Below are 20,267 nucleotides of genomic sequence, written 5' to 3' on the forward strand. Positions count from 1 at the left end.
CGTGCCCCACACCCCCACCAGCACCGATCCGGTGCGGCTTTACCTGCAGGACATCGGTCGGGTCGACCTACTTACCCAGGAGCAGGAGCTCACCCTGGCCCGGCTGGTGCAGCGGCGAGAACAGCTACTGCGCGAGGGAGATCCAGACAAAGACGAACTGGCCAAAGACGAACTGGCCGACAAAGAGCGACGGCTGACCCTGCACCGCGGCAAAAGGGCCAAGGAGCGGATGATCCAGGCCAATCTGCGACTGGTGGTGTCAGTGGCCAAGAAGTACCAGCGCCGGGGCATGGACCTGCTGGATCTGGTCCAGGAGGGCACCTTGGGACTGGAGCGGGCCGTGGAGCGCTTTGACCCGACCCGGGGGTTTCGCTTCAGCACCTACGCCTACTGGTGGATTCGCCAGGGCATCACCCGGGCCCTTGCCAGCCAGAGCCGCACGATCCGGCTGCCGGTGCACATCACCGAGAAGCTCAACCGAATTAAACGGGCCCAGCGTGAACTCAGTGCCCGGCTAGGCCGCCTGCCCTGCGTGGCTGAAATCGCCCAGGAGCTGAATCTCAGCGAAGCGCTGATCCGCGAAACCCTGCTGCAGCTGCCCAAACCCGTCTCCCTGGAGGCCCGGGTGGGCAAGGAACACGATATGCAGCTCGGCGATCTGCTGGAAGATGGCCACGGCACACCTGAGCAGGAACTCGCCCGCGAGCAGCTGCACAACGACCTCGAGGCCCTGCTTGAAGACCTGAGCAGCCGCGAAGCCGAGGTGATCCGTCAACGCTTCGGGCTAGTAGACGACACTCCCCGCAGCCTGACTGAAATCGGCGCTGCCATGCAGCTCTCCCGGGAGCGGGTGCGGCAGATCGAATCTCGGGCCCTGCTGAAACTGCGCCAACCCCAGAATCGCTGCCGCGTGAAGGATTATCTGGGCAGCCTCGACTAACCCAAGCAATCCGGGCTAAAACGAAATCACTACGGATAAGTCGCCATGGCAACCGACATTGACATCGGCATCCCGGAAGCCCAGCGGCTGGAGATCGCCGCAGGCCTGGGCCGCGTGCTGGCCGACAGCACCGTGCTCTACGCCAAAACCCACGGCTTCCACTGGAACGTCACCGGGCCGATGTTCAACACCCTGCACCTGATGTTTATGGGGCAGTACACCGAGCTCTGGAACGCCCTAGACGCCATCGCCGAGCGCATCCGCGCCCTTGGCTGCCCGGCCCCCTTTGGCGGCGCCACCTATAGCCAGCTCTCCTCAATCGCCGAAAGCCAGGGCATCCCGGCAGCCTTGGAGATGGTGCGCGAGCTGGTCCTCGGCCACGAGGCTGTCGCCCGCACCATCCGCGGCGTCATGGTCACCGCCGATGGGGCCAACGACCAACCCACCGCCGACCTGCTCACCCAGCGGCTGCAGATCCACGAAAAGACCGCTTGGATGCTGCGCAGCCTGCTGGAGGCGTAATCCGCTGGTGCCTCTGGGATCGGCCGGTCGGCGCCCGCTACGCGGGCCATACCGGCCTCACCGCAGCGGCACCAGCGGACCAGCAAGCCTCCGCAGGCCGGGCCGAGTATTCAACACCCGAACCAGGCCCCAAGAACGCATGTAGCTCCTGTGGGGTTGGCTGCGGTGAGCGCGGTGTTGCCCGCGAAGCGGGCGTGACCGCCGAACCCAGCCAGCCCCCGCAGGCAGCGCCCGGTACATTGAAGGGGCAGCCACCGGGATATGAGCAAGTTCGTCTTTGTCACCGGCGGCGTGGTGTCGAGCATCGGCAAGGGCATCGTGGCCGCCAGCCTGGGGCGCCTGCTCAAGAGCCGCGGCTACAGCGTTTCGATCCTCAAGCTCGACCCGTATCTGAACGTGGACCCGGGCACGATGAGCCCGTACCAACACGGTGAGGTGTTCGTCACCGAGGACGGCGCCGAGACCGATCTGGATCTGGGCCACTACGAACGCTTCACCGATACCGCCATGTCGCGCCTCAACAGCGTGACCACTGGCTCGATTTACCAGTCGGTGATCAACAAGGAGCGCCGCGGCGACTTCAACGGCGGCACCGTGCAGGTGATCCCCCACATCACCCGCGAAATCCGCGAGCGCATCCATCGGGTAGCCGCCAACAGCAATGCCGACGTGGTGATTGGCGAGATCGGCGGCACGGTGGGCGACATCGAATCGCTGCCGTTTCTTGAGGCGATACGCGAATTCCGAGGCGATGTGGGCCGCCAAGACCTGGCCTATGTGCACGTCACCCTGCTGCCCTTCATTGGCGTTTCGGGCGAGCTCAAGACCAAGCCCACCCAGCACTCGGTGAAGGAGTTGCGCTCGATCGGCATCCAGCCCGATGTGCTGGTGTGCCGTAGCGACCGGCCCGTGAGCGACGAGCTGCGCCGCAAGATAGGTGGCTTCTGCGGCGTGCCGCAGCGGGCCGTGATCCAAGCCCTAGACGCCGACAGCATCTACGCGGTGCCGCTGGCGATGGAGCAGGAGGGGCTCTGCCGCGAGGTGCTCGATGTGCTGCAGCTCAGCAACGCTGAAAGTGACATGGCCCGCTGGCAGGAGCTGGTAACCAAACTGCGCCACCCCGGCCCGGCGGTGAAGGTGGCGCTGGTGGGCAAGTACGTGCAGCTCAACGACGCCTATCTATCGGTGGTGGAGGCCCTGCGCCACGCCTGCCTTGATCGGGATGCTTCGCTTGATCTGCACTGGGTATGCGCCGAGCAGCTTGAAAGCCAGGGCGCAGAAGCCCTGCTCGCCGGCATGGATGCGGTGGTGGTACCCGGCGGATTCGGCAACCGCGGTGTGGACGGCAAGGTGGCTGCAATCCGCTGGGCACGGGAACAGCAGGTGCCCTTCCTGGGCCTGTGCCTAGGCATGCAGTGCGCCGTGATCGAGTGGGCCCGCAACCAGGCGGGCCTGGCCGGTGCCACCAGCGCCGAACTTGATGCCGACACGCCCCATCCGGTGATCCACCTACTGCCTGAGCAACAGGACGTAGTTGATCTGGGCGGCACGATGCGACTGGGCGTTTACCCCTGCCGGCTAGCTGCAGACACGATGGCTCATCGCCTTTATGGCGACGAAGTTGTATACGAACGCCACCGCCACCGCTACGAATTCAACAATGCTTACCGCAGCCTCTTCACCGAATCGGGCTACACAATCAGCGGCACCTCGCCTGATGGCCGCCTAGTTGAATTAATTGAATTACAGAGCCACCCATTTTTTACAGCCTGCCAATATCACCCCGAATTTCTCTCCCGCCCCGGCAAGCCTCACCCCCTATTTCGCGGTTTGATTGAGGCCGCCCAGCAGCGCCTGCCCCACCAAGCTCAACAGGGCTGACTATTTCACCAAACTAACTTAACGGGCAAATTAGCTAGATTTGCTTAAGGGAGTCTGTTTTATCTTTAAATTCTCCAAGCAGAAGCTGCAGGTAAGTTACTTTGCGCAGCTTGATATTGGCCGTAAGTGACATACCCACTTGCAAAGGCAGGCTCTTGCCAGATTTCAGCTTGAGCTGCTGAGTATCGAGGGCAATCGTGGCGGGGAAGCGATAGGTCTGATTGCGCTCATCTGGGGGTAAGGCATCGGAGCCAATGCCCTTAACGGTACCAAGCAGCACTCCGAAATCGGTAGCAGGGAAGGAATCGATGCTGATATCGGCAGGGCGACCAACTCGCACAAAACCGATATCGCTACTCTCAATTTCTACCTTGGCCTGGAGCGCATCAAAGGGAACAATCTTCATCACCGGCTCACTGCCTTGGGCCACAAAACCTGGGCCAGTGGGCTTGAGATCAAACACCACCCCATTCACCGGGGAGCGAACATCCTGGTAGCGGATGTTGACCTGGAGCTCAGTGAGCTTGCTGCCGAGATCGGCCAGCTCTCCTTTGACCTGCTCCAGCGCCTGCTCGATGATCGCAGTTTGACGCAAGCGATCTACTTTGAGCTTGGCGATCTCTCCATCAACCTCACGCACCTTGTTGCGCTGTTGCAAATACTGCAACTCCGCAGAGGCCCCAACTGCCTTGAGGCCCTCAAGCCGCTGCAGGATTTCGGTTTCAAGCACGAGGTTCTGGCGTGTAACCGTCTGCTCGGTGTCGTTGAGGTTGAGATAGCGAGCAAGCTCTACCTCCTTGAGACGCAGCTGGGCCTTCTTAGCGGTGATGGTGGTACGCAAACTCTCCTGACGGTCGAGGGTGGCCTCGTTATCGAGGCGCAGCAGCACCTGGCCCTGGCTAACCCGCTGACCGTCCTTGACCAGCATGGTTTCCAGCACACCACCCACCGGCATTTGGATGGTTTTGACATCGCCGATCGGCTGGAGCTTGCCAGAGGCGACCACCACCTCGTCGGTTTTGGCGAAGGCCAGCCAGGCCAGGCCAGCAGCTGTGGTGCCCAGCAGGGCCCAGGTGATAGCTCGCGCTAAAAAGCGCGACTGCTGCAGCGCCATCTCCTCATGGCTGGTCTGAACCCGGCGCTCAATAGCGTTTTGGGCGCGGCGCACAATCGACATCAGTTGACCTCCTGCTGGCGGTAAAGGGCGTAATAGCGACCGCGGCGCTCCATCAACTCATCGTGGGTGCCCGTTTCCACGATGGCTCCTTCGTGCATCATCACGATTAGCTCGGCGCGGCGGATGGTGGAGAGCCGGTGGGTAATAAAGAAAACGGTGCAGTGCTTGAGGTTGTCGAGCAAGTTGTCGCAAACTCGGCGCTCGGTGTCGTAGTCGAGGGCGCTAGTTGCTTCATCAAGCACCAGCAGCCGGGGCTGGGAGAGCAGGGTGCGGGCGAGGGCCAGCCGCTGCCGCTGGCCGCCGGAAAGGCCGGCGCCGCGTTCGCCCACAGTGCTGCTGTAGCCCGCAGGAAGCTCCATGATGAAATCATGGGCGCAGGCCAGACGTGCCGCCTGCACAATCGAATCACTGCTGGCATCAGGATCGGTGAGGGCAATATTTTCTGCCACTGTGCCGGTGAACAGCAGGGGCTCCTGGGGCACAATGCCAATTTGGCGCCGCAGAGAGTAAAGCTCAACTTTGTCGATGTCGTAGTTGTCGATCAGGATCCGGCCACTACCTGGTGAATAGAGGCGTGCCAGCATTTTGGTGAGGGTGCTCTTACCGCTACCGCTCTGACCCACCACCCCCACAAAGGTACCGGCGGCGATGGTGAAGTCGATGTGACGCAACACCTGGGTCCCGCCGGGGGTGAAGGAGAAGCAGAGGTCGTCAAAGCGCACCTCGCCGGCGATGGGCGGCAGAGGAATCTTCTGCTTATCAGCCTCGTCTGATTCCTCCGGGGTGTCGACCACATCGGCAAGGCGCTCAAAGGAAACCTTGAGCTCCTGGATGCTCTGCCAGATCGAAGAGAGCCTCAGCAAAGGCTGGGTGACGTAGCCGGAGATGATCCGGAAGGCGATCAACTGGCCCAGGGTCATGTCGCCGGATAGCACTAAAGAGGCACCAACCCAGAGCACCAAGAGCTGGGAGAGCTTCTGAAGAACCTGGGAGGTTTCGTTAAGGGCCGTACCGGTGATTGTTTTTTCAAAGGTGCGGGAGATGTACTTGCCGTAAAAGTCTTGCCACTTCCAGCGGCTGATCATCTCGACGTTCTGGGCCTTCACCGTCTGGATGCCGGTGAGCACCTCAACTAGGTGGCTCTGGGTGCGAGCGTTCTCCTGGGCCGCATCGCGGTATTGACGGCGGAAGAGGGGAGCCCCCAGCACGGTGAGGCCGATCTGAATCGGCAGCACGCACAGGGCGATCAAGGTAAGCAGCCAGCTGTAGATCAGCATCACGGCGATATAGATCACCGAGAAGGCAGTGTCGAGCAGGGTGGTGAGCGCTTGGCCGGTGAGGAAATTACGGATCTTCTCCAGCTCAGCGATACGGGTACCGAGTTCGCCCACGGGACGGCGGTCGAAGTAATTGAGCGGCAGCCGCAGTAGGTGGTCGATCACCTCGGCGCCTAGGCGCAGGTCGATGCGATTAGTGGTTTCGCTGAATAGGAAGGTGCGCAGGGCGCCGATCAAACCCTCCATCAAGGTCACCACCACCAGGGCAAAGCCCAGCACCTGCAAAGTATCGAGGCTGCGCTGGTTGATCACCTTGTCGATGATCACCTGAATCAGCAGGGGGTTGGCCAGGCTGAACAGCTGCACCACAAAGGAGGCGATCAGCACCTGGGTGAGGATGCCGCGATAGCGCTGCAAAGCTGGCCAGAACCAGGCAAAACCAAAGCGCTGCTCTGGGGTGGCGGAACTGCGCTCAAGCAAAAGCACGTCGATGCCATCGGGGAAGGCCTCCGGAAGCTGGTCGGGGGAGAGCTCCACCCAACCCTCCCGCGGGGAGGCCAGCAGCAAACCGCGGGCATTGGAGCCCCGCACCACGGCAAACCCGCCCTGCCAGGGGATCAGGGCCGGGGTCTGCAGGCGCGTGCCCTGGATGGCAGGCACCCGCACGCCGCTTACGTGCAAACCCATCATCGCGGCGAGATTGCCGCAGAGCTGCAGGTCCGGCGTCTGGCCGCGGCGCAACACATCGCGCAGGATCTTCTCGATCGCATCGCGCCGGAAGGGCAGCTTGAGCTCCGCCGCCAACATCTGGAAACAGGCGAGGGTTTCCTCGAGGGGGCCGTTGCCTCGCAGCAGTTGCAGGGCCGTGCGATCCCGCTGGCCCAGATCAAGGGCTGAAGCCAAAGGCGGATTGGAGCCGCCAGGTTGGCCGGAGCTGCCAGAGCCCTCCGGCATCAGCTCGGCTTCCAGCACTGGAGCTACCGGAGCCAGCAGCTCCGCAGGCAGGGCGATCAGGCGTGGCGGTAGTGGTGGGGTGGCAGCCGGCACACCCTGGCGGGGATTTAGCGCTGCCCCGAGGGGGTGATCGATCAGGTTGTGGCTAGCGGCCAGCAAGCTGAAATCAATCGGCAGAGCGGCTAGGGCCGAAGGCTCAGGCGGAACCAGTCGAGCCTGGGGGCGGGCCTGATCCAGCAACTCCTGGAGCGAAGTGCCGGCCTGGGGGTGCTGCTCAAGCAGCAGGGCCAGCAAGGCTGCCAATTCAGCGGTGAATAGGTTTGAGCCACACCACTGGGCAAAGGAGGGTTCGCTGGCCAACAACTCCAGGATCAGGGAATCGGCCAGCACCAGGGCCTCCACTTCGGAGCCCGCACTTACCTCCTCACAGGGAGCTGCTCGCAACAGGGAGGCCAGGCCCACAAAGCTGCCCGGTCCCAGCTTTTCTGCGGTGCGCAGGCGGCCCTGATCCCGCACTAGCAAGCGAGCTGTGCCGGATTGAAGCAGCAGGATCTCAGAGGGGATCAAGCCCCTAAGGCAAAGGGGATCACCAACAGCAAACTGACGCCGGCTGAGCTGCTGCTGCAAACGCTCGGCGCTGGAGTCGGACAACCCGGCAAAGGCGGGATGGGTAGGCAGCTGCGAAGGGGCGGAATCGTCCATGGCTCTCATGATGAGCCTAGGCTGGCCTTCTGGCTCGCATCGGCGGATACGCGCTGCTCCAACAGGGGCCGCAGGTCCACTAGACGTCGTTCAACCTGCTCAGAGATCCACTGCTCGAACAGCTCTTCAGCCATGCGGGCGGCGGTGGCCTCGTCGAAGGTGGCGGAAGTGAGGCTTTCGAGCCGCACCACCAGCCACCAGGATTCGATTTGGAAGGGCTCGAGCACTACGCCAGGGGGAGCGGTGCGCAGTCGATCTACCAAGGCAGGGTGGGCTTGGGTGAGGGGCACCGGGCCGACAATGCCGCGGGTTGCCTGCTCAGGTCCTTCCGCGTAGCGAGCGGCTAAATCGGCGAAGTTGGCATCGCCGTCATCAATGCGCAAGTAAAGCTCGCGGGCGAGACCACCATCGCGGAGGCGCAGCAGGCTGTAGACAACGCGATCTAGTTGATTCTTGCGCTGCAGAAAGCGAGCTTCTGCCTTGGCGGAGAAATCGCGATGGCATAGAAGCTGCAGCTGCAGGGGCTGTCGCATCTGCGCCTCGAGGGCAGCAGGGCTGAGCATGCGAGCTATCGCCCAAGCCTTGAGGGCCTCGGCGTCGCGGATTTGGTGCTGACGACAAAAAGCCTGCCTGGCCGCATCTATTTGCTCATCGCTTAGTGCAACATCGCTAGCCGCAAAGGCCAGCAGATTGGCTCGCACATAGGGCTCAAGCAAGCCGAGACGGGCCAAGTCTTCGAATGAAACCGCGAGACTCTCTTGAGACTCAACCGACATGAATAAGCCTGTCTTTGAGAGATTTACAAAGAATAAAACATTTGCACGAATTTGCGCGATTGCGCAAAACTCTCCAACAGATGTCAATTATTCTATCAATATAATTTGATGGATTTGCCCCGTGCTGTCCAGTCTTGAATGCAAGCAGATGCAAATAAAACTCCATTAGCCCGGGCTGGCATGCACGCAAGCACTCCAAACCAAAAGGTACGCCAAGCGTTAGACCAATCTGGCAATTCCATTCCCCTCAGCCCGGTGCCCCAGCCCCTGGCCGCCGATTCGCTGCCAGCAACTGCCCTGCCAGTAGTGGAAACCTTCCGCTCTCTCCAGGGTGAAGGCCTGCACGCCGGCCGCAGCGCTTTCTTCATCCGCCTGGGGGGCTGCGCGGTGGCCTGCCCCTGGTGCGACACCAAACACTCCTGGCCTGCCGATCTGCACCCCCAGCGCCCCCTGGCTGAGCTGGCTGGCGAAGCCGAGGCCGCCGCCGAAGCCGGTGCCGCTTTTGTTGTGATCACCGGCGGTGAACCGCTGCATCACAACCTGGGCTTGCTCTGCCAGGCCCTGGAGCCCTCGGGCCTGCCCCTGCACCTGGAGACCAGCGGCGTGGATGAGCTCAGCGGCCGATTCGCCTGGATCACCCTTTCGCCCAAGCGCCACCGCCCCCCCAGCACCGAGCTGCTGGCCGCCTGCCAGGAGCTCAAGGTGGTGGTGCACGAGGCCGCCGATCTGGCCTTTGCCGCAGCCATGGCCGTCCAAGCCCGGGAGGCGCGCGGCGGGAGTCCTGGCCCCGAGCTGCTGCTGCAACCAGGCTGGGACTCCCCAGCCGGCCAGGCCCTGGCGATCGATTACGTGCGCCGCAACCCCGAATGGCGGCTCAGCCTGCAGAGCCACAAGTTGCTGGGATTGCGCTGATCACTGCAGCTGCGCCGGGCGCTCCTGGCTTTCCGCCTTCCACAGCCGCCAGCGCAGCTCCAGCGGCCGAGGGGCATCGACCACGATCGGGCGGCTGGCGTTGTAGGGCACCACAAACGCCTTACCGGCCATCGGCACAAAGCCGAGGCGACGCGGCTGGTCCGCCGGACAGGCCATGCGGGTGGAGGCCAACTGCCCCACATCCGTGACCCGATAGATCACCGGGCCACCCTTCTGGGCGGGTTTCACGGCGCGGAGCTTGCCGCCGAACATCTGGCGATTGCAATCCAGTTGCACCATCTGTCCCACCAACAACTGCACTCGCCAGTCGGCGGAGTTTGACGACATGGTGGAATCGGGGTTGAGGGGCAGCACCCCCGGCAGCTGAATCACCCAGCGCCGGTCGCCGGCAGCGACTTTGGGGTAACTGGAAAGATCCAGCCGCGGAACCGCCGAGACGGGCGCTGCAGCGAGCAGCAAAACAAGCGCCGCGTTCTTGATGCCCCTGGCCCAATTCATGTCCACATATGCGCTGTTATGGCCATCGTGGCGGCCGCAAGCGGCGCTGGCATTGGGGAAGATGTACTTCTGTACAAGTGCCTCAACGCCATCGCCAGCCCAGTAGCCGTGTCTGCCGCAACCATGCCCGCCCCACCCCTCGCCATCGCCCTGCTCTCCGGCGGCATGGATTCAGCTACCGCCGCGGCCCTGGCAATCGAAGCCGGTTATCAGGTGATCGGGCTATCGCTTGATTACGGCCAGCGCCATCGCCGCGAACTGCAAGCCGCGGCTGAACTGGCACCGCTCCTGGGGCTGGCTGAACACCACACCATCGCCGTCAACCTGGCCGCCTGGGGTGGCTCCGCCCTCACCGACACCGCCATCGCCGTGCCCAGCGCCGGGGTTGAGGCGGGCGTGATCCCGAGCACCTATGTGCCGGGACGCAACACCGTGTTCATCGCCCTGGCGCTGAGCCTGGCTGAGGCCCGCGGCGCCGAGAAGCTGGTGTTGGGCGTGAATGCTGTCGACTACTCCGGCTACCCCGACTGCCGTCCCGACTACCTCGAAGCCTTCCAGACCCTGGCTGAGCTGGCGAGCAAGGCCGGCCGCGAAGGCCACGCCGCCCAGCTCTGGGCACCCCTGGTGACCTGGAGCAAAACCCGGATCGTGCAAGAGGCCCGGCGGCTCGGCGTACCGATCGAGCGCACCTGGAGCTGCTACGAGGGCGGCGAGCAGCCCTGCGGCGTGTGCGACAGCTGCCGCATCCGCGATGCCGCCCTGCTGGCAGCCGGGGTATGAGCCCGCCCCGCCACCGCGAGATCCTGCATCACCCCCTGCCCTGGCGGGATCCCTGGCCCCTGGTGCAAGCCCTGGCGGCCGAGCTGGGGAGGGAAGGTCTGGTGTGGCTCGATAGCGATGGCAGCGCCCAGGGCCCCTGCAGCCGCCTCGGCCTGGCGCCCCTGGAGCAGTGCATCTGCCGCGGCCTACCGGGGGAGACCGGAGCCAGTGATCCCTTTGCGCTGCTAGCCGATCTGGCCGCTGGCGGCGGCCATTGGATGGGCTGGCTCAGCTACGAAGCCGGGGCCTGGGTGGAGCCGGCACCCCATTGGCAGTCGCCCGACATGGCCCTGCTCTGGGCCGCCCGCCACGACCCGGTGCTGGTGTTTGACCATGGCAGCCAGCAGCAGTGGCTGGAGGGTCAAGATCCAGCGCGGCTAAGCAGCTTCGCTGCCCTGTTGGAGCGGCTTGATCTAGGCACCGAGCCAGGGAACCAAGCCCCGGCCGCGATCGCGCCAGCCTCCTGGCACTGGCACACCCCACCGGAGCGCTTTGCCGCCCAGGTGGAGCAAGTGTTGGCCTGGATCGCCGCCGGCGATCTTTTCCAAGCCAATCTCACCGCCTGCTGCGAGCACACCTTATTAAGCCCCGCCGATCCCCTTGGCCTTTACGGCCGCCTGCGCGAGCTATGCGCCGCCCCCTTTGCTGGCCTGGCGATCGCCGGCGGGGCGGCGGCGGGGGAGGCGGTGCTGTCGGCCTCGCCGGAGCGATTTCTGCGGGTGGGGGAGAGCGGGCAGGTGGAAACCAGGCCGATCAAGGGCACCCGGCCGCGCCATGGCGATGCCGACGCCGATGCCGACGCCGCCGCCGACCTGGTGACCAGCCCCAAGGACCGGGCCGAGAACGTGATGATCGTCGACCTACTGCGCAACGACCTGGGCCGGGTGTGCAAGCCAGGATCGATCCAGGTGTCCCAGCTGGTAGGGCTGGAGAGCTACCGCCAGGTGCACCATCTCACCTCGGTGGTGCGGGGCCAGCTGGAGCCGGGACTGACCGCGATTGACCTGCTGCGGGCCTGCTGGCCAGGCGGTTCGATCACCGGCGCCCCCAAGATCCGCGCCTGCCAGCGCCTGCATGGCCTCGAGCCGGTGCCGCGGGGGCCCTACTGCGGCTCCCTATTCAGGATTGGCAGCGACGGCCAGTTCGACAGCAACATCCTGATCCGCTCGCTGCTGCTGCGCGGCCAGCGCCTACGGGCCCACGCCGGCTGCGGCATCGTGGCCGACTCCGACCCCGCCGCCGAAGCCGAGGAGTTGGGCTGGAAACTGCAGCCGCTGCTGGAGGCCCTGGCATGAGCACCCCGATCGCCTGGCTGGGCGACGGCACCGGACAGGGGCGCTGGGGGACACCGCAGACCCTGACCCTGCCGATCAGCGATCGGGGCCTGCTGCTGACCGATGGCCTGTTTGAAACCCTGCTGGTGGAGGCAGGCCATGCCTGGCTGCTGGAGGAACACCTGGGCCGCTGGCAGAGCTCGGCGGCGCTGCTGGGGCTGCCGCCACCGCCAGGAACGGCGACCGTGCAGCCCCTGATCGCCGCAGCGATCGAGCGCAGCGGCATCGGCAAGGCCCTGGGCAGCAGCGGCGCCCTGCGACTCAACTGGAGCCGCGGCAGCGGTGCACGGGGCATCGACCCGCCCAGCAACTGCAGCCCCAGCTTCTGGCTGCAGCTCAGTGCCATCAAACCGTGTTTTGAGCCGGTGCGAGTGATCGTTAGTGCCACCGAAACCCGCAGCGCCACCAGCCTGCTGAGCCGCTGCAAGAGCTTCGCCTACGGGGCCTCGATCCAGGCCCGCCGCCAGGCCCTGGAGGCGGGCGCCGACGACGCCCTGCTGGCCAGCTCCGCCGGCGGCCTCTGCTGCGGCACCAGCGCCAACCTGCTGGTGTGCCGCGGGGGCTCCTGGATCACCCCGCCCCTGAGCAGCGGCTGCCTGCCGGGGGTGATGCGGCAGCGGGGTCTGGATCGGGGCCTGATCACTGAAGCCCCGGTCAACGAGCAAGATCTGGCCAGCTGCGAGGCGGCCATATTGATCAACAGCCTGGGCTGCCGGCCGATCAGCCACCTGGGCGCCCTGCTGCTAGCCAACCACGCTCCATCTGGCTGCGGCAGCCAGGAGGCGGAGACGTTCTGGCGACAACTCCTGCAGGCCAGCCCATGACCCGGCGATGACCACCTCCGAACTCTCTCGCCAGCTGGGGCTGCGCAGCCTCACCCTGGCCGTGGTGACGAGCACTATCGGCTCAGGCTGGCTGTTTGCCCCCTTTTACGCCGCCCGCAGTGCCGGCCCAGCAGCCCTCGGCGCCTGGCTACTGGGCGGAATGTTTGCCTTCAGCCTGGCCCTGGTATTTGCCGAACTGGGCTCCCTGGTGAGCAGTTCCGGCGCCCTGGCCCAGATCCCCCTTCTGAGTCACGGCCGCACCGCCGGCTTCATCGGCGGCTGGAGCGCCTGGATCGCCTACCTGGCCCTGCCCACCATCGAGGTGCTGGCGGTGATGCAATACCTGGCCAGTAGCTTCCCCTGGCTGACGGCCGATGGGGGCAGCGGCCAGGTGCTCAGCGGTCCGGGCCTAGCCCTGGCCACGGCCCTGCTGGCATTGCTGACCTGGATCAACCTGTCAGGGGTGGGCTGGCTAGCCCGCTGGATCGACGGACTCACCGCCTGGAAACTGGCCGTACCCCTGGTGATCTCGGTCACGCTGATGCTGGCTTCGGGCCACTGGGGCAATCTCGCCGCCAGCCGCCTACCGCCGGGCGAAACCCTGCAGGGCATGGTGACGGCGATCAGCAGCGGCGGGATTTTGTTTTCGCTGCTGGGCTTTCGCACCGCCATGGATCTGGCCGGCGAAACCCGCCGTCCCCAGCGCACCGTGCCCCTGGCCATGGCCCTTGGTCTAGCCATCTCCCTTGGCATCTACCTAATCCTGCAGCTGGCCTTCCTGGTATCCATCCCCCCCGACCAGCTGGCTGGCGGCTGGGCCCGGCTTGAGCTCACAGCCCACGGCGGCCCCCTGGTGGCCCTGGCCATGGGCCTGGGCCTGGGCTGGGTGGCGCGGTTGCTGCTGCTAGATGCGGTGATCTCCCCGAGCGCCACGGCCATGGCCTACATGGGCGCCTCGGCGCGGGTTAGCTGGATGATGGGGCGCTGCGGGCTGCTACCCAGCAACTTTGGGCGGCTCAACCGCCAGGCCGTGCCCTCGGTAGCCCTATTAGTGAGCCTGGCGATGGGGGTGTTGATGCTGCTCAGCGGCCCCAGCTGGCAAACGGTGGTGAGCTTCCTCACCGCCACCTTGGTGATCGCCCTGGCCATGGGCCCGGTAAGCCTGATAGCCCTGCGCCAGCAGTTGCCCGATGCCCAGCGGGCCTACCGATTGCCCTGGGCCGGTGCCTGGTGCAGCTCCGCCTTCGTGCTGGCCACCTGGGCGATCAGCTGGTGCGGCACCAGCTCCCTGCGAGGAGCCAGCCTGATCGTGCTGGTGCCGGCCGGGCTGTTTGCCCTGGCCGATCGTCAGCACCTACGCCATGGACTTTGGTGGTTTCTATACCTCGGCGGCATCGTGGCCATCACCTGCGTGCCGCTGGGCCTATTAGCCCAGCTGGCTGCGCTAGCTATCTGGGCCCTGGTGGTATTTCCGATCGCCACCAGCTCCCGCCTACCTCAGTTGCAACCCATGGTGGAAATTCGATAGGTGAAACCAGTGGCCGCCTGGTCTGCGCTGGCACCAATCTTGAAGTTGAGCTGGCTCACGGTTTTGCCGGGAATGGCGGGGAAGGGGCCCCACATGCGGCCGGTACCCATCTGGGGTGCAAACGACTCATTGATCACCTGCAAGCTGGAACCGTCAGTGAACTTGAGATAGCCCTGGATGGGGTAGGTGGCACTCACCGAGGAGTTGGCGGTGAAGAAGAACTTGTAGCTGCCGTAGGGCTGAGTGACGAAGAAATCGGTGTTCCAGTTGGGCCGGCCAAAGGGATTGCCTGCACCAATCGTTTTGGTGACGACGTTGGTGGTGCCATCGCCACCCACTGGCGCCAGGAACTGGCAGGTTTGGGCCTGAACTGGAGCCAAACCAGCAACCAGGGTGGTGCTGCACATACCGGCCGCGAAGACCGCCACAAGGGAAGGGCGCATCGAATTTCTAGCTGACTTTGATCAGCCTATTTTTAGCCTCAAACGCTCAAGAAGCGCTGGATCATCTCCGAGCTGAGATCGGCCGTGGCGCCACTGGCCACGATGCCGCCCTTCTGCATGGCGTAATAACAGTCGGATTGGCGCACAAAACTGGCGTGATGCTCCACCAGCAACACCGAAATGCCAGTCTCTCGAATGATGCGGCTCACGGCCCGCTGGATGTCGAGCACCACCGAGGGCTGAATGCCCTCCGTGGGTTCATCGAGCAGCAGCAGACGGGGCTTGCCAAGCAGGGCCCGGGCGATGGCCAGCTGCTGCTGTTGACCACCGGAGAGGTCGCCGCCACGGCGAGCCAGAAACTTCTCCAGCACAGGGAATAGCTCAAACACCAGCGGGTCGATATGGCGATGGCGACCCATACCCCCCGGCAGGGCTTCCAGACCCAGCAGCAGGTTTTCGCGCACGCTGAGCTGGGGAATGATTTCCCGCCCTTGGGGCACATAGCCAATGCCCGCCCGGGCGCGGCGGTGGGGGGCCAGGCCGCCGCAATCACTGCCTGCCAGCTCAATGCAACCGCTGCGCTGGGGCACCAGGCCGATGATCGACTTGAGCAGGGTGGTCTTGCCAACTCCATTGAGCCCGATCAGGCAAGCCATCTCACCAGGCGCAATTGATAGATCGACGTTGCGCAGAATGTGGCTCTCCCCGTAATAGACGTTGAGCCCGCGCACGCTCAGCAAGCGGCTGGCCTCGCCCTGGGGTGGGGTTGTCATGGTGGCAGAAGCAGTCATACGTCGTCCTCAACACCGAGATAAACCTCGATCACGCGGGGATCGCTCTGCACCGTCTCCATCGTGCCCTCACAGAGCACGTGACCCTCATGCAGCACGGTTACAGGGCAATCGAGCTCTCGAATGAAATCCATGTCGTGTTCGATCACCAGCACGGTGTGGTCGCCCGCCAGGCTGCGCAGCAAGGCACCGGTGCGCTCGGTCTCCTCCTCGGATAGGCCGGCCACCGGCTCATCCACCAGCAGTACATAGGGGTCTTGAGCGAGCAACATGGCGATCTCAAGCCATTGCTTCTGGCCGTGGGAAAGGCTGCCGGCCCGCCGGGAGGCATGGGCCTCGAGGCCAACCACGGCCAGCAACTCTTGAACGCGCTGGCGCTGACGGCTATCGAGGCTGCCAAATAGCAGCTTGAAGGGTGAGTGGCTGCCCTTAACAGCCAGCTCCAGATTGCGGCGAGGGCTGAGGTTTTGGTAGACGCGCGGGGTCTGAAATTTGCGACCAATCCCGAGCCGAGCGATGCGGTGCTCGGCGATGCCTAGCAACGAGCGCCCCCGAAACACCACGTCGCCTTTGGTGGGGCGCACCTTGCCTGTGATCACATCAAGGAAGGTGGTTTTACCCGCACCATTCGGGCCGATCACAGCCCGCAGCTCGCCGGGTGCCAGGGAGAGGTTGAGATCGTTGAGGGCCCAAAAACCATCGAAGCTGACGCTGACACCGCGTAGCTCCAGCAACGGGGCGACCAAAGGGGCGGCAGTAGACGAACTCATGGGGCTCCTCCTGGAGGCAGATCGGACCTAAAGGCCTGGCGCTCCGCCTGCGCCGCAGGGTCGAGATCCAAGCCTGGATAAGTAGGAGCCAATGGTGGCCAGCAAACCATGGACTGGATATGGCGCAGGCCACCCTGACGCCACCAGCCCACCAAGCCATCAGGCAGCGCCGTGACCACCAATAGGAACAAACCACCCTGGATAAACAGCCAGGTTTCCGGCAGTTGTTCACTCACCAGGCTCTTGGCGTAGTTGATCAGAACGGCACCAAGCACGGCTCCGATCAGGGTGCCGCGACCACCCACTGCCACCCAGATCACCATCTCAATAGAGAAAGGTACGGCCATGTATTGGGGAGACACAATGCCGGACTGCACGGTGTAAAGCGCACCACTCACGCCAGCCATGGCACCGGCAATGGCAAACACCAGGGTTTTGTAAGCCGTGGGGTTGTAGCCGGTGAAGCGCAGCCGCGGCTCGTCATCGCGGATGGCGATCAAGGCATCGCCAAAGCGACCACGGGTGAGCCAGCGGCAGAGCAACCACGCAGCCATGACCAACACCACAGTGAGCCAGAAAAGGTTGCGCTGCATGGCATCACTGCCCACCAGCTCCCCAAAGATCCGCGCGGTATCAGTTTTGAGGCCGTTGGTGCCATTAATCAACTTCTGCTGGCCATTAAAAAAGTTGAAAAAGACCAGCAGGGCCGCCTGGGTAAGAATCGAAAAGTAGACCCCCTTGATGCGGTTGCGAAAAACTAAATAACCAAGCACACCAGCCACCAAGGCAGGCAACACCCAAATACACAATCCCGTGAACACAAACGACTGAAATGGCTGCCAAAAAACAGGGAGTTGCTTAACTCCATAAAGCCCGAAAAACTCTGGCAACTCCCCAGGCGCCAGAGATAAAAGCTGCAAATGCATGCCAATGGCATAGCCACCTAAGGCAAAGAAGATGCCCTGACCCAGGCTAAGCATGCCAGTAAAACCCCAGATCAGATCTATACCCAGGGCTACGATTCCAAGGGACAAGAACCGACCCAGCAGGTTGAGCCGGAACGGCGGCAAGATCGCCGGCAAGATCAACGCTGCTGCCACAAGCAGCAGCCACGGCAACCAGGTGCGCAATTTCGCCATGGCTCAGGCCTCCACCAGCCGTCCCTTCTGCGGGAACAGGCCAGCGGGCCTGAACTGCAGAAACACGACGATCAGAGCAAACACGAGCACCTTTGCCATCGAGGTGGTGGCGAAAAATGTGATCAGCTCATTTAGGCCAGCTGGCATAGCTGGCCAGAGCAGCAGTAGGGAGCCAGAGCCGATCACATAGCTGAGCACTCCAATACCCAGGGCCGCTACAACCGTGCCGAGAAGTTTGCCAACCCCACCCAACACCACCACCATGAAGCAGTCAACGATGTAGTTGCCGCCGAGGTTTGGGCCCACCGAGCCGAGCAAAGTCACAGCCACACCAGCTACGCCAGCCAAGCCCGATCCCACTAAAAAGGTGAGCGCATCGACGGTTTCGGTGGGAATCCCCAGGCAGTCGCTCATCGAACGATTTTGGGTAACGGCCCGGATGCGAATCCCCCAGACGCTCTTCTGCAGAAACCAATGCACCGCCACCAGGGCAATCGCCGTAAGAGCAACAATGAACAGGCGTGCCGTTGGCATATTGACACCGCCAAGTTCAACCGAACCACGCAACCAAAGCGGAGCAGTGACGTCTAGGTTGCGTGCGCTAAACCAGGGCTGATCCAGCACCCGAACACCACCCAATCCGGAGGCCAAGATGATGCCAATTAGGCCAGAAATTAGCCAGGTAGCCACTGCAAGCAATGGGGTCCAGCGCCGCTGAGCCCAGGAGCTGGGCCACAACCGCGGTGTCACCAGCCCTAGAGCCACTGCCACCACAAGCCCCACAACAAAGGCACTGCTCACCGAGCGTACAAATTGCTGCAAAATCAGGCTTACCCCCCAGGTTGCCAAGAGAGTTTCCAACGGCCTGCCATATAGGCGCCGAATTACGGTTTTTTCCAGCAACAAACCGGCCAAACCACTCACTAAAAAAGCAAGCGGTATAGCCACCAAAATGTAGATGGGGAAAAGACCCTCCAGAGGGCCATTTTTAAATAGGTTTTGCACCACGAAGGTGGTGTAAGCCCCGAGCATCATCAACTCGCCGTGGGCCATGTTGATGACCCCCATCAAGCCAAAGACAACGGCCAAGCCAAGGGCGGCCAGCACCAGCACCGAACCGATGGCTAAGCCATTGAAGAGTGTGTCGTAAAGAAGATCCATGGCGCCCAACAGGGCTCGGCAAGGGAAAGAAAAATAAAAACGAAGTGAAAAGGGGGAGCTGAGCTCCCCCGACCTGAAGTCAATAGGAAAGCCGAAGGCTCACATCTTGAACTTGCCAGCGTCAGGACGATCCTGGGTCCAATCGCAGGTGTAACCCTTGGTTTCGGGAACAAACTGGTTCCAGGCAATCGGCTTGAGAACTCCCTTGTTCTCGATAATCTTGAACATGCCGTCCTTTTGGACCTCACCAATCATCACCAGCTCGGTGGTGTGGTGATTGGGCTGCACCTCGATCTTGCCCTGGGGGGCATCGAAAGTCACACCGATTAGCGCCTTACGCACTGCGTTATCGTCAACGCTGTTGGCCTTCTCAGCCCCAGCGGCCCAGAGGTAGACCATGTTGTAGGCGGATTCAGCCGGGTCGTTGGTGACCCGATTCTCGCCGTACTTGGCCTTGAAATCAGTAGTGAACTTCTTGGAAGCGGGGGTATCGAGACTCTGGAAGAAGTTCCAGGCCGCATAGGTGCCTTCCAGATATTCGGGGCCGATTGCCGCAACCTCCTCCTCAGCAATTGAGAAGCTCATGATCGAGTAGCCATTGGCAGGGGTGATGCCAGCAGCCTTCATCTGCTTGAAGAAGGCGACGTTGCTGTCGCCGTTCAGGGTGTTGACAATCACGCCACCCTTGGGCAGGGCCTGCTTGATCTTGGCAATGATCGGAGCAACCTCGGTGTTGCCAAGAGGCAGGTAATCCTCACCCACCAGATTGCCGCCCTCAACCTTGAGCTGCTCCTTCATGATCGTGTTCGCGGTGCGCGGATACACGTAATCGGAGCCCACTAGGAAGAAGTCCTTGCCCTTGTTCTTGAGCAACCAGGAGACAGCAGGCTCAGCCTGTTGGTTGGGGGTGGCACCGGTGTAGAAGATGTTCTTGGAGCACTCCTGACCTTCGTACTGGATCGGATAGAAGAGGAAGTGATCCTTGGCCTCGAACACCGGCAGCATCGCCTTGCGGCTAGCTGAGGTCCAGCCACCAAACACCACAGCCACCTGATCCTGATCGATCAGTTTTTTGGCTTTCTCAGCGAAGGTGGGCCAATCAGAAGCCCCATCCTCTTCGACGGGAACAATCTTCAGCTTCTTGCCATCGATGGTGATCCCGCCCTTGGCGTTGATCTCCTCGATCGCCATCAACTCGGCTTCCGCCACCGTGTTTTCGGAGATGGCCATGGTGCCGGAGCGGGAATGCAGAATCCCCACCTTCACTTCACCGTCAAAATCGCCAGAGGCTTTTTCGCCGCCGCCGCCGCAGGCCACCAGCGAAAGGCTGGCTGCCATCGCCGTAGCACCAGCGACATAACGCATGGTGGTTTTGCGCATCAGGGAAGACTTCATAAAAACTCCTACGGGAAACCGCTGAATGTCCCGCTGCTATTTAGCGGTCAGTGGAAGGTATCCAGTTGTCACATGTTGGCCCTGTAGTGGTTGCTACGGTTCTCGCAAAAGCCCTGCGACCTCGAAGGAATCCAGAAAGTCCCGCAAAACAGCAGCAACAATCAGCCCCGGCGCCGTATCGCTCGACACCAATTACACAATGCCGAGATGGTCTCAGGGCTTGCTCAGCAAATGCTCACCAACTGAATTCGCCCACAACTCGCCTAACCCCGAACAATTTGATTCCTACCGAGTAGCATCGGATACTGAGATCGCCGACGGCGTGGGACTCCGAAGGCGGCTGTTTACAACCCAGGTCACTACTCTTGCCATCGTCTCTGTGGCGACTGTAGGCGGGTGGTTC

At 62.8% G+C, this 20,267-nt stretch carries 18 protein-coding genes; 8 read left to right on the forward strand and 10 right to left on the reverse strand.

Annotation, left to right across the window (positions count from 1 at the left end; genetic code table 11):
• The first annotated feature begins 1 nt into the window (after position 1).
• From KBY99_RS05210 to KBY99_RS05220, 3 genes are all read left to right on the forward strand, one after another.
• Positions 2-940 carry an RNA polymerase sigma factor, RpoD/SigA family gene (locus tag KBY99_RS05210; RefSeq protein WP_254997778.1) on the forward strand — a complete coding sequence of 313 codons (939 nt, stop codon included), beginning with the start codon at positions 2-4 and terminating at the stop codon, positions 938-940.
• Between the two features lie 45 nt (positions 941-985).
• On the forward strand, positions 986-1,462 hold the full coding sequence (locus tag KBY99_RS05215) for a Dps family protein (protein ID WP_254997779.1): 477 nt from the start codon (positions 986-988) through the stop codon (positions 1,460-1,462).
• A gap of 261 nt (positions 1,463-1,723) precedes the next feature.
• Positions 1,724-3,343, forward strand: a complete 1,620-nt coding sequence (locus tag KBY99_RS05220; protein WP_254997780.1) for a CTP synthase — start codon at positions 1,724-1,726, stop codon at positions 3,341-3,343.
• A gap of 34 nt (positions 3,344-3,377) precedes the next feature.
• Here KBY99_RS05220 and KBY99_RS05225 read toward each other — a convergent pair whose 3' ends face one another.
• The 3 genes from KBY99_RS05225 to KBY99_RS05235 are packed head-to-tail and all read right to left on the reverse strand — an operon-like array spanning position 3,378 to position 8,229.
• Positions 3,378-4,520: an HlyD family secretion protein gene (locus tag KBY99_RS05225; RefSeq protein ID WP_254997781.1), complete on the reverse strand. Its 1,143-nt coding sequence runs from the start codon at positions 4,518-4,520 to the stop codon at positions 3,378-3,380.
• Positions 4,520-7,453, reverse strand: coding sequence for an ABC transporter transmembrane domain-containing protein (locus tag KBY99_RS05230; RefSeq protein WP_254997783.1), 2,934 nt, complete (start codon positions 7,451-7,453; stop codon positions 4,520-4,522). Before KBY99_RS05230 ends, KBY99_RS05225 begins: the two co-directional genes overlap by 1 nt.
• Positions 7,454-7,458: 5 nt before the next feature.
• Positions 7,459-8,229, reverse strand: coding sequence for a peptidylprolyl isomerase (locus KBY99_RS05235; protein ID WP_254997785.1), 771 nt, complete (start codon positions 8,227-8,229; stop codon positions 7,459-7,461).
• Positions 8,230-8,496: 267 nt separating this feature from the next.
• Here KBY99_RS05235 and KBY99_RS05240 point away from each other — a divergent pair, with 267 nt between their 5' ends.
• Positions 8,497-9,141 (forward strand): 7-carboxy-7-deazaguanine synthase QueE, encoded by a 645-nt coding sequence (locus tag KBY99_RS05240; RefSeq protein ID WP_409996533.1) that lies wholly within the window; start codon positions 8,497-8,499, stop codon positions 9,139-9,141.
• Here the strand turns inward: KBY99_RS05240 and KBY99_RS05245 are convergent, their stop codons facing one another.
• A complete protein-coding gene (locus KBY99_RS05245) occupies positions 9,142-9,660 on the reverse strand; it encodes an ecotin family protein (protein ID WP_254997788.1) in 519 nt (172 codons plus the stop codon).
• A gap of 123 nt (positions 9,661-9,783) precedes the next feature.
• Here KBY99_RS05245 and queC point away from each other — a divergent pair, with 123 nt between their 5' ends.
• From queC to KBY99_RS05265, 4 genes are read left to right on the forward strand one after another with little or no spacing between them, the layout of a single operon-like run.
• Positions 9,784-10,440: a 7-cyano-7-deazaguanine synthase QueC gene (gene queC, locus KBY99_RS05250; RefSeq protein ID WP_254997893.1), complete on the forward strand. Its 657-nt coding sequence runs from the start codon at positions 9,784-9,786 to the stop codon at positions 10,438-10,440.
• A complete protein-coding gene (locus KBY99_RS05255) occupies positions 10,437-11,774 on the forward strand; it encodes an anthranilate synthase component I family protein (RefSeq protein ID WP_254997789.1) in 1,338 nt (445 codons plus the stop codon). Before queC ends, KBY99_RS05255 begins: the two co-directional genes overlap by 4 nt.
• Positions 11,771-12,637, forward strand: coding sequence for an aminotransferase class IV (locus KBY99_RS05260; protein ID WP_254997790.1), 867 nt, complete (start codon positions 11,771-11,773; stop codon positions 12,635-12,637). The genes KBY99_RS05255 and KBY99_RS05260 overlap by 4 nt, the downstream gene beginning before the upstream one ends.
• A 7-nt stretch (positions 12,638-12,644) precedes the next feature.
• A complete protein-coding gene (locus KBY99_RS05265; protein ID WP_254997791.1) occupies positions 12,645-14,165 on the forward strand; it encodes an APC family permease in 1,521 nt (506 codons plus the stop codon).
• On the opposite strand, the gene KBY99_RS05270 is transcribed toward KBY99_RS05265, so the two are convergent.
• The 6 genes from KBY99_RS05270 to urtA form a co-directional block, all read right to left on the reverse strand.
• Positions 14,135-14,608 (reverse strand): hypothetical protein, encoded by a 474-nt coding sequence (locus KBY99_RS05270; protein WP_254997792.1) that lies wholly within the window; start codon positions 14,606-14,608, stop codon positions 14,135-14,137. The genes KBY99_RS05265 and KBY99_RS05270 overlap by 31 nt on opposite strands.
• A gap of 38 nt (positions 14,609-14,646) precedes the next feature.
• On the reverse strand, positions 14,647-15,399 hold the full coding sequence (gene urtE / locus KBY99_RS05275) for an urea ABC transporter ATP-binding subunit UrtE (RefSeq protein ID WP_254997793.1): 753 nt from the start codon (positions 15,397-15,399) through the stop codon (positions 14,647-14,649).
• On the reverse strand, positions 15,396-16,145 hold the full coding sequence (urtD, locus tag KBY99_RS05280; protein WP_254942219.1) for an urea ABC transporter ATP-binding protein UrtD: 750 nt from the start codon (positions 16,143-16,145) through the stop codon (positions 15,396-15,398). The genes urtE and urtD overlap by 4 nt, the downstream gene beginning before the upstream one ends.
• A gap of 20 nt (positions 16,146-16,165) precedes the next feature.
• Positions 16,166-17,308: an urea ABC transporter permease subunit UrtC gene (gene urtC / locus KBY99_RS05285; RefSeq protein ID WP_254997794.1), complete on the reverse strand. Its 1,143-nt coding sequence runs from the start codon at positions 17,306-17,308 to the stop codon at positions 16,166-16,168.
• A gap of 3 nt (positions 17,309-17,311) precedes the next feature.
• A complete protein-coding gene (locus KBY99_RS05290; protein WP_254997795.1) occupies positions 17,312-18,469 on the reverse strand; it encodes an ABC transporter permease in 1,158 nt (385 codons plus the stop codon).
• A gap of 99 nt (positions 18,470-18,568) precedes the next feature.
• On the reverse strand, positions 18,569-19,864 hold the full coding sequence (gene urtA / locus KBY99_RS05295; RefSeq protein WP_254997796.1) for an urea ABC transporter substrate-binding protein: 1,296 nt from the start codon (positions 19,862-19,864) through the stop codon (positions 18,569-18,571).
• Positions 19,865-20,267 lie beyond the last annotated feature (403 nt).

Origin of the sequence: Cyanobium sp. Maggiore-St4-Cus (assembly GCF_024345615.1) — a bacterium.
In the GTDB taxonomy this organism is placed as follows: Bacteria; Cyanobacteriota; Cyanobacteriia; order PCC-6307; family Cyanobiaceae; genus Cyanobium_A; species Cyanobium_A usitatum.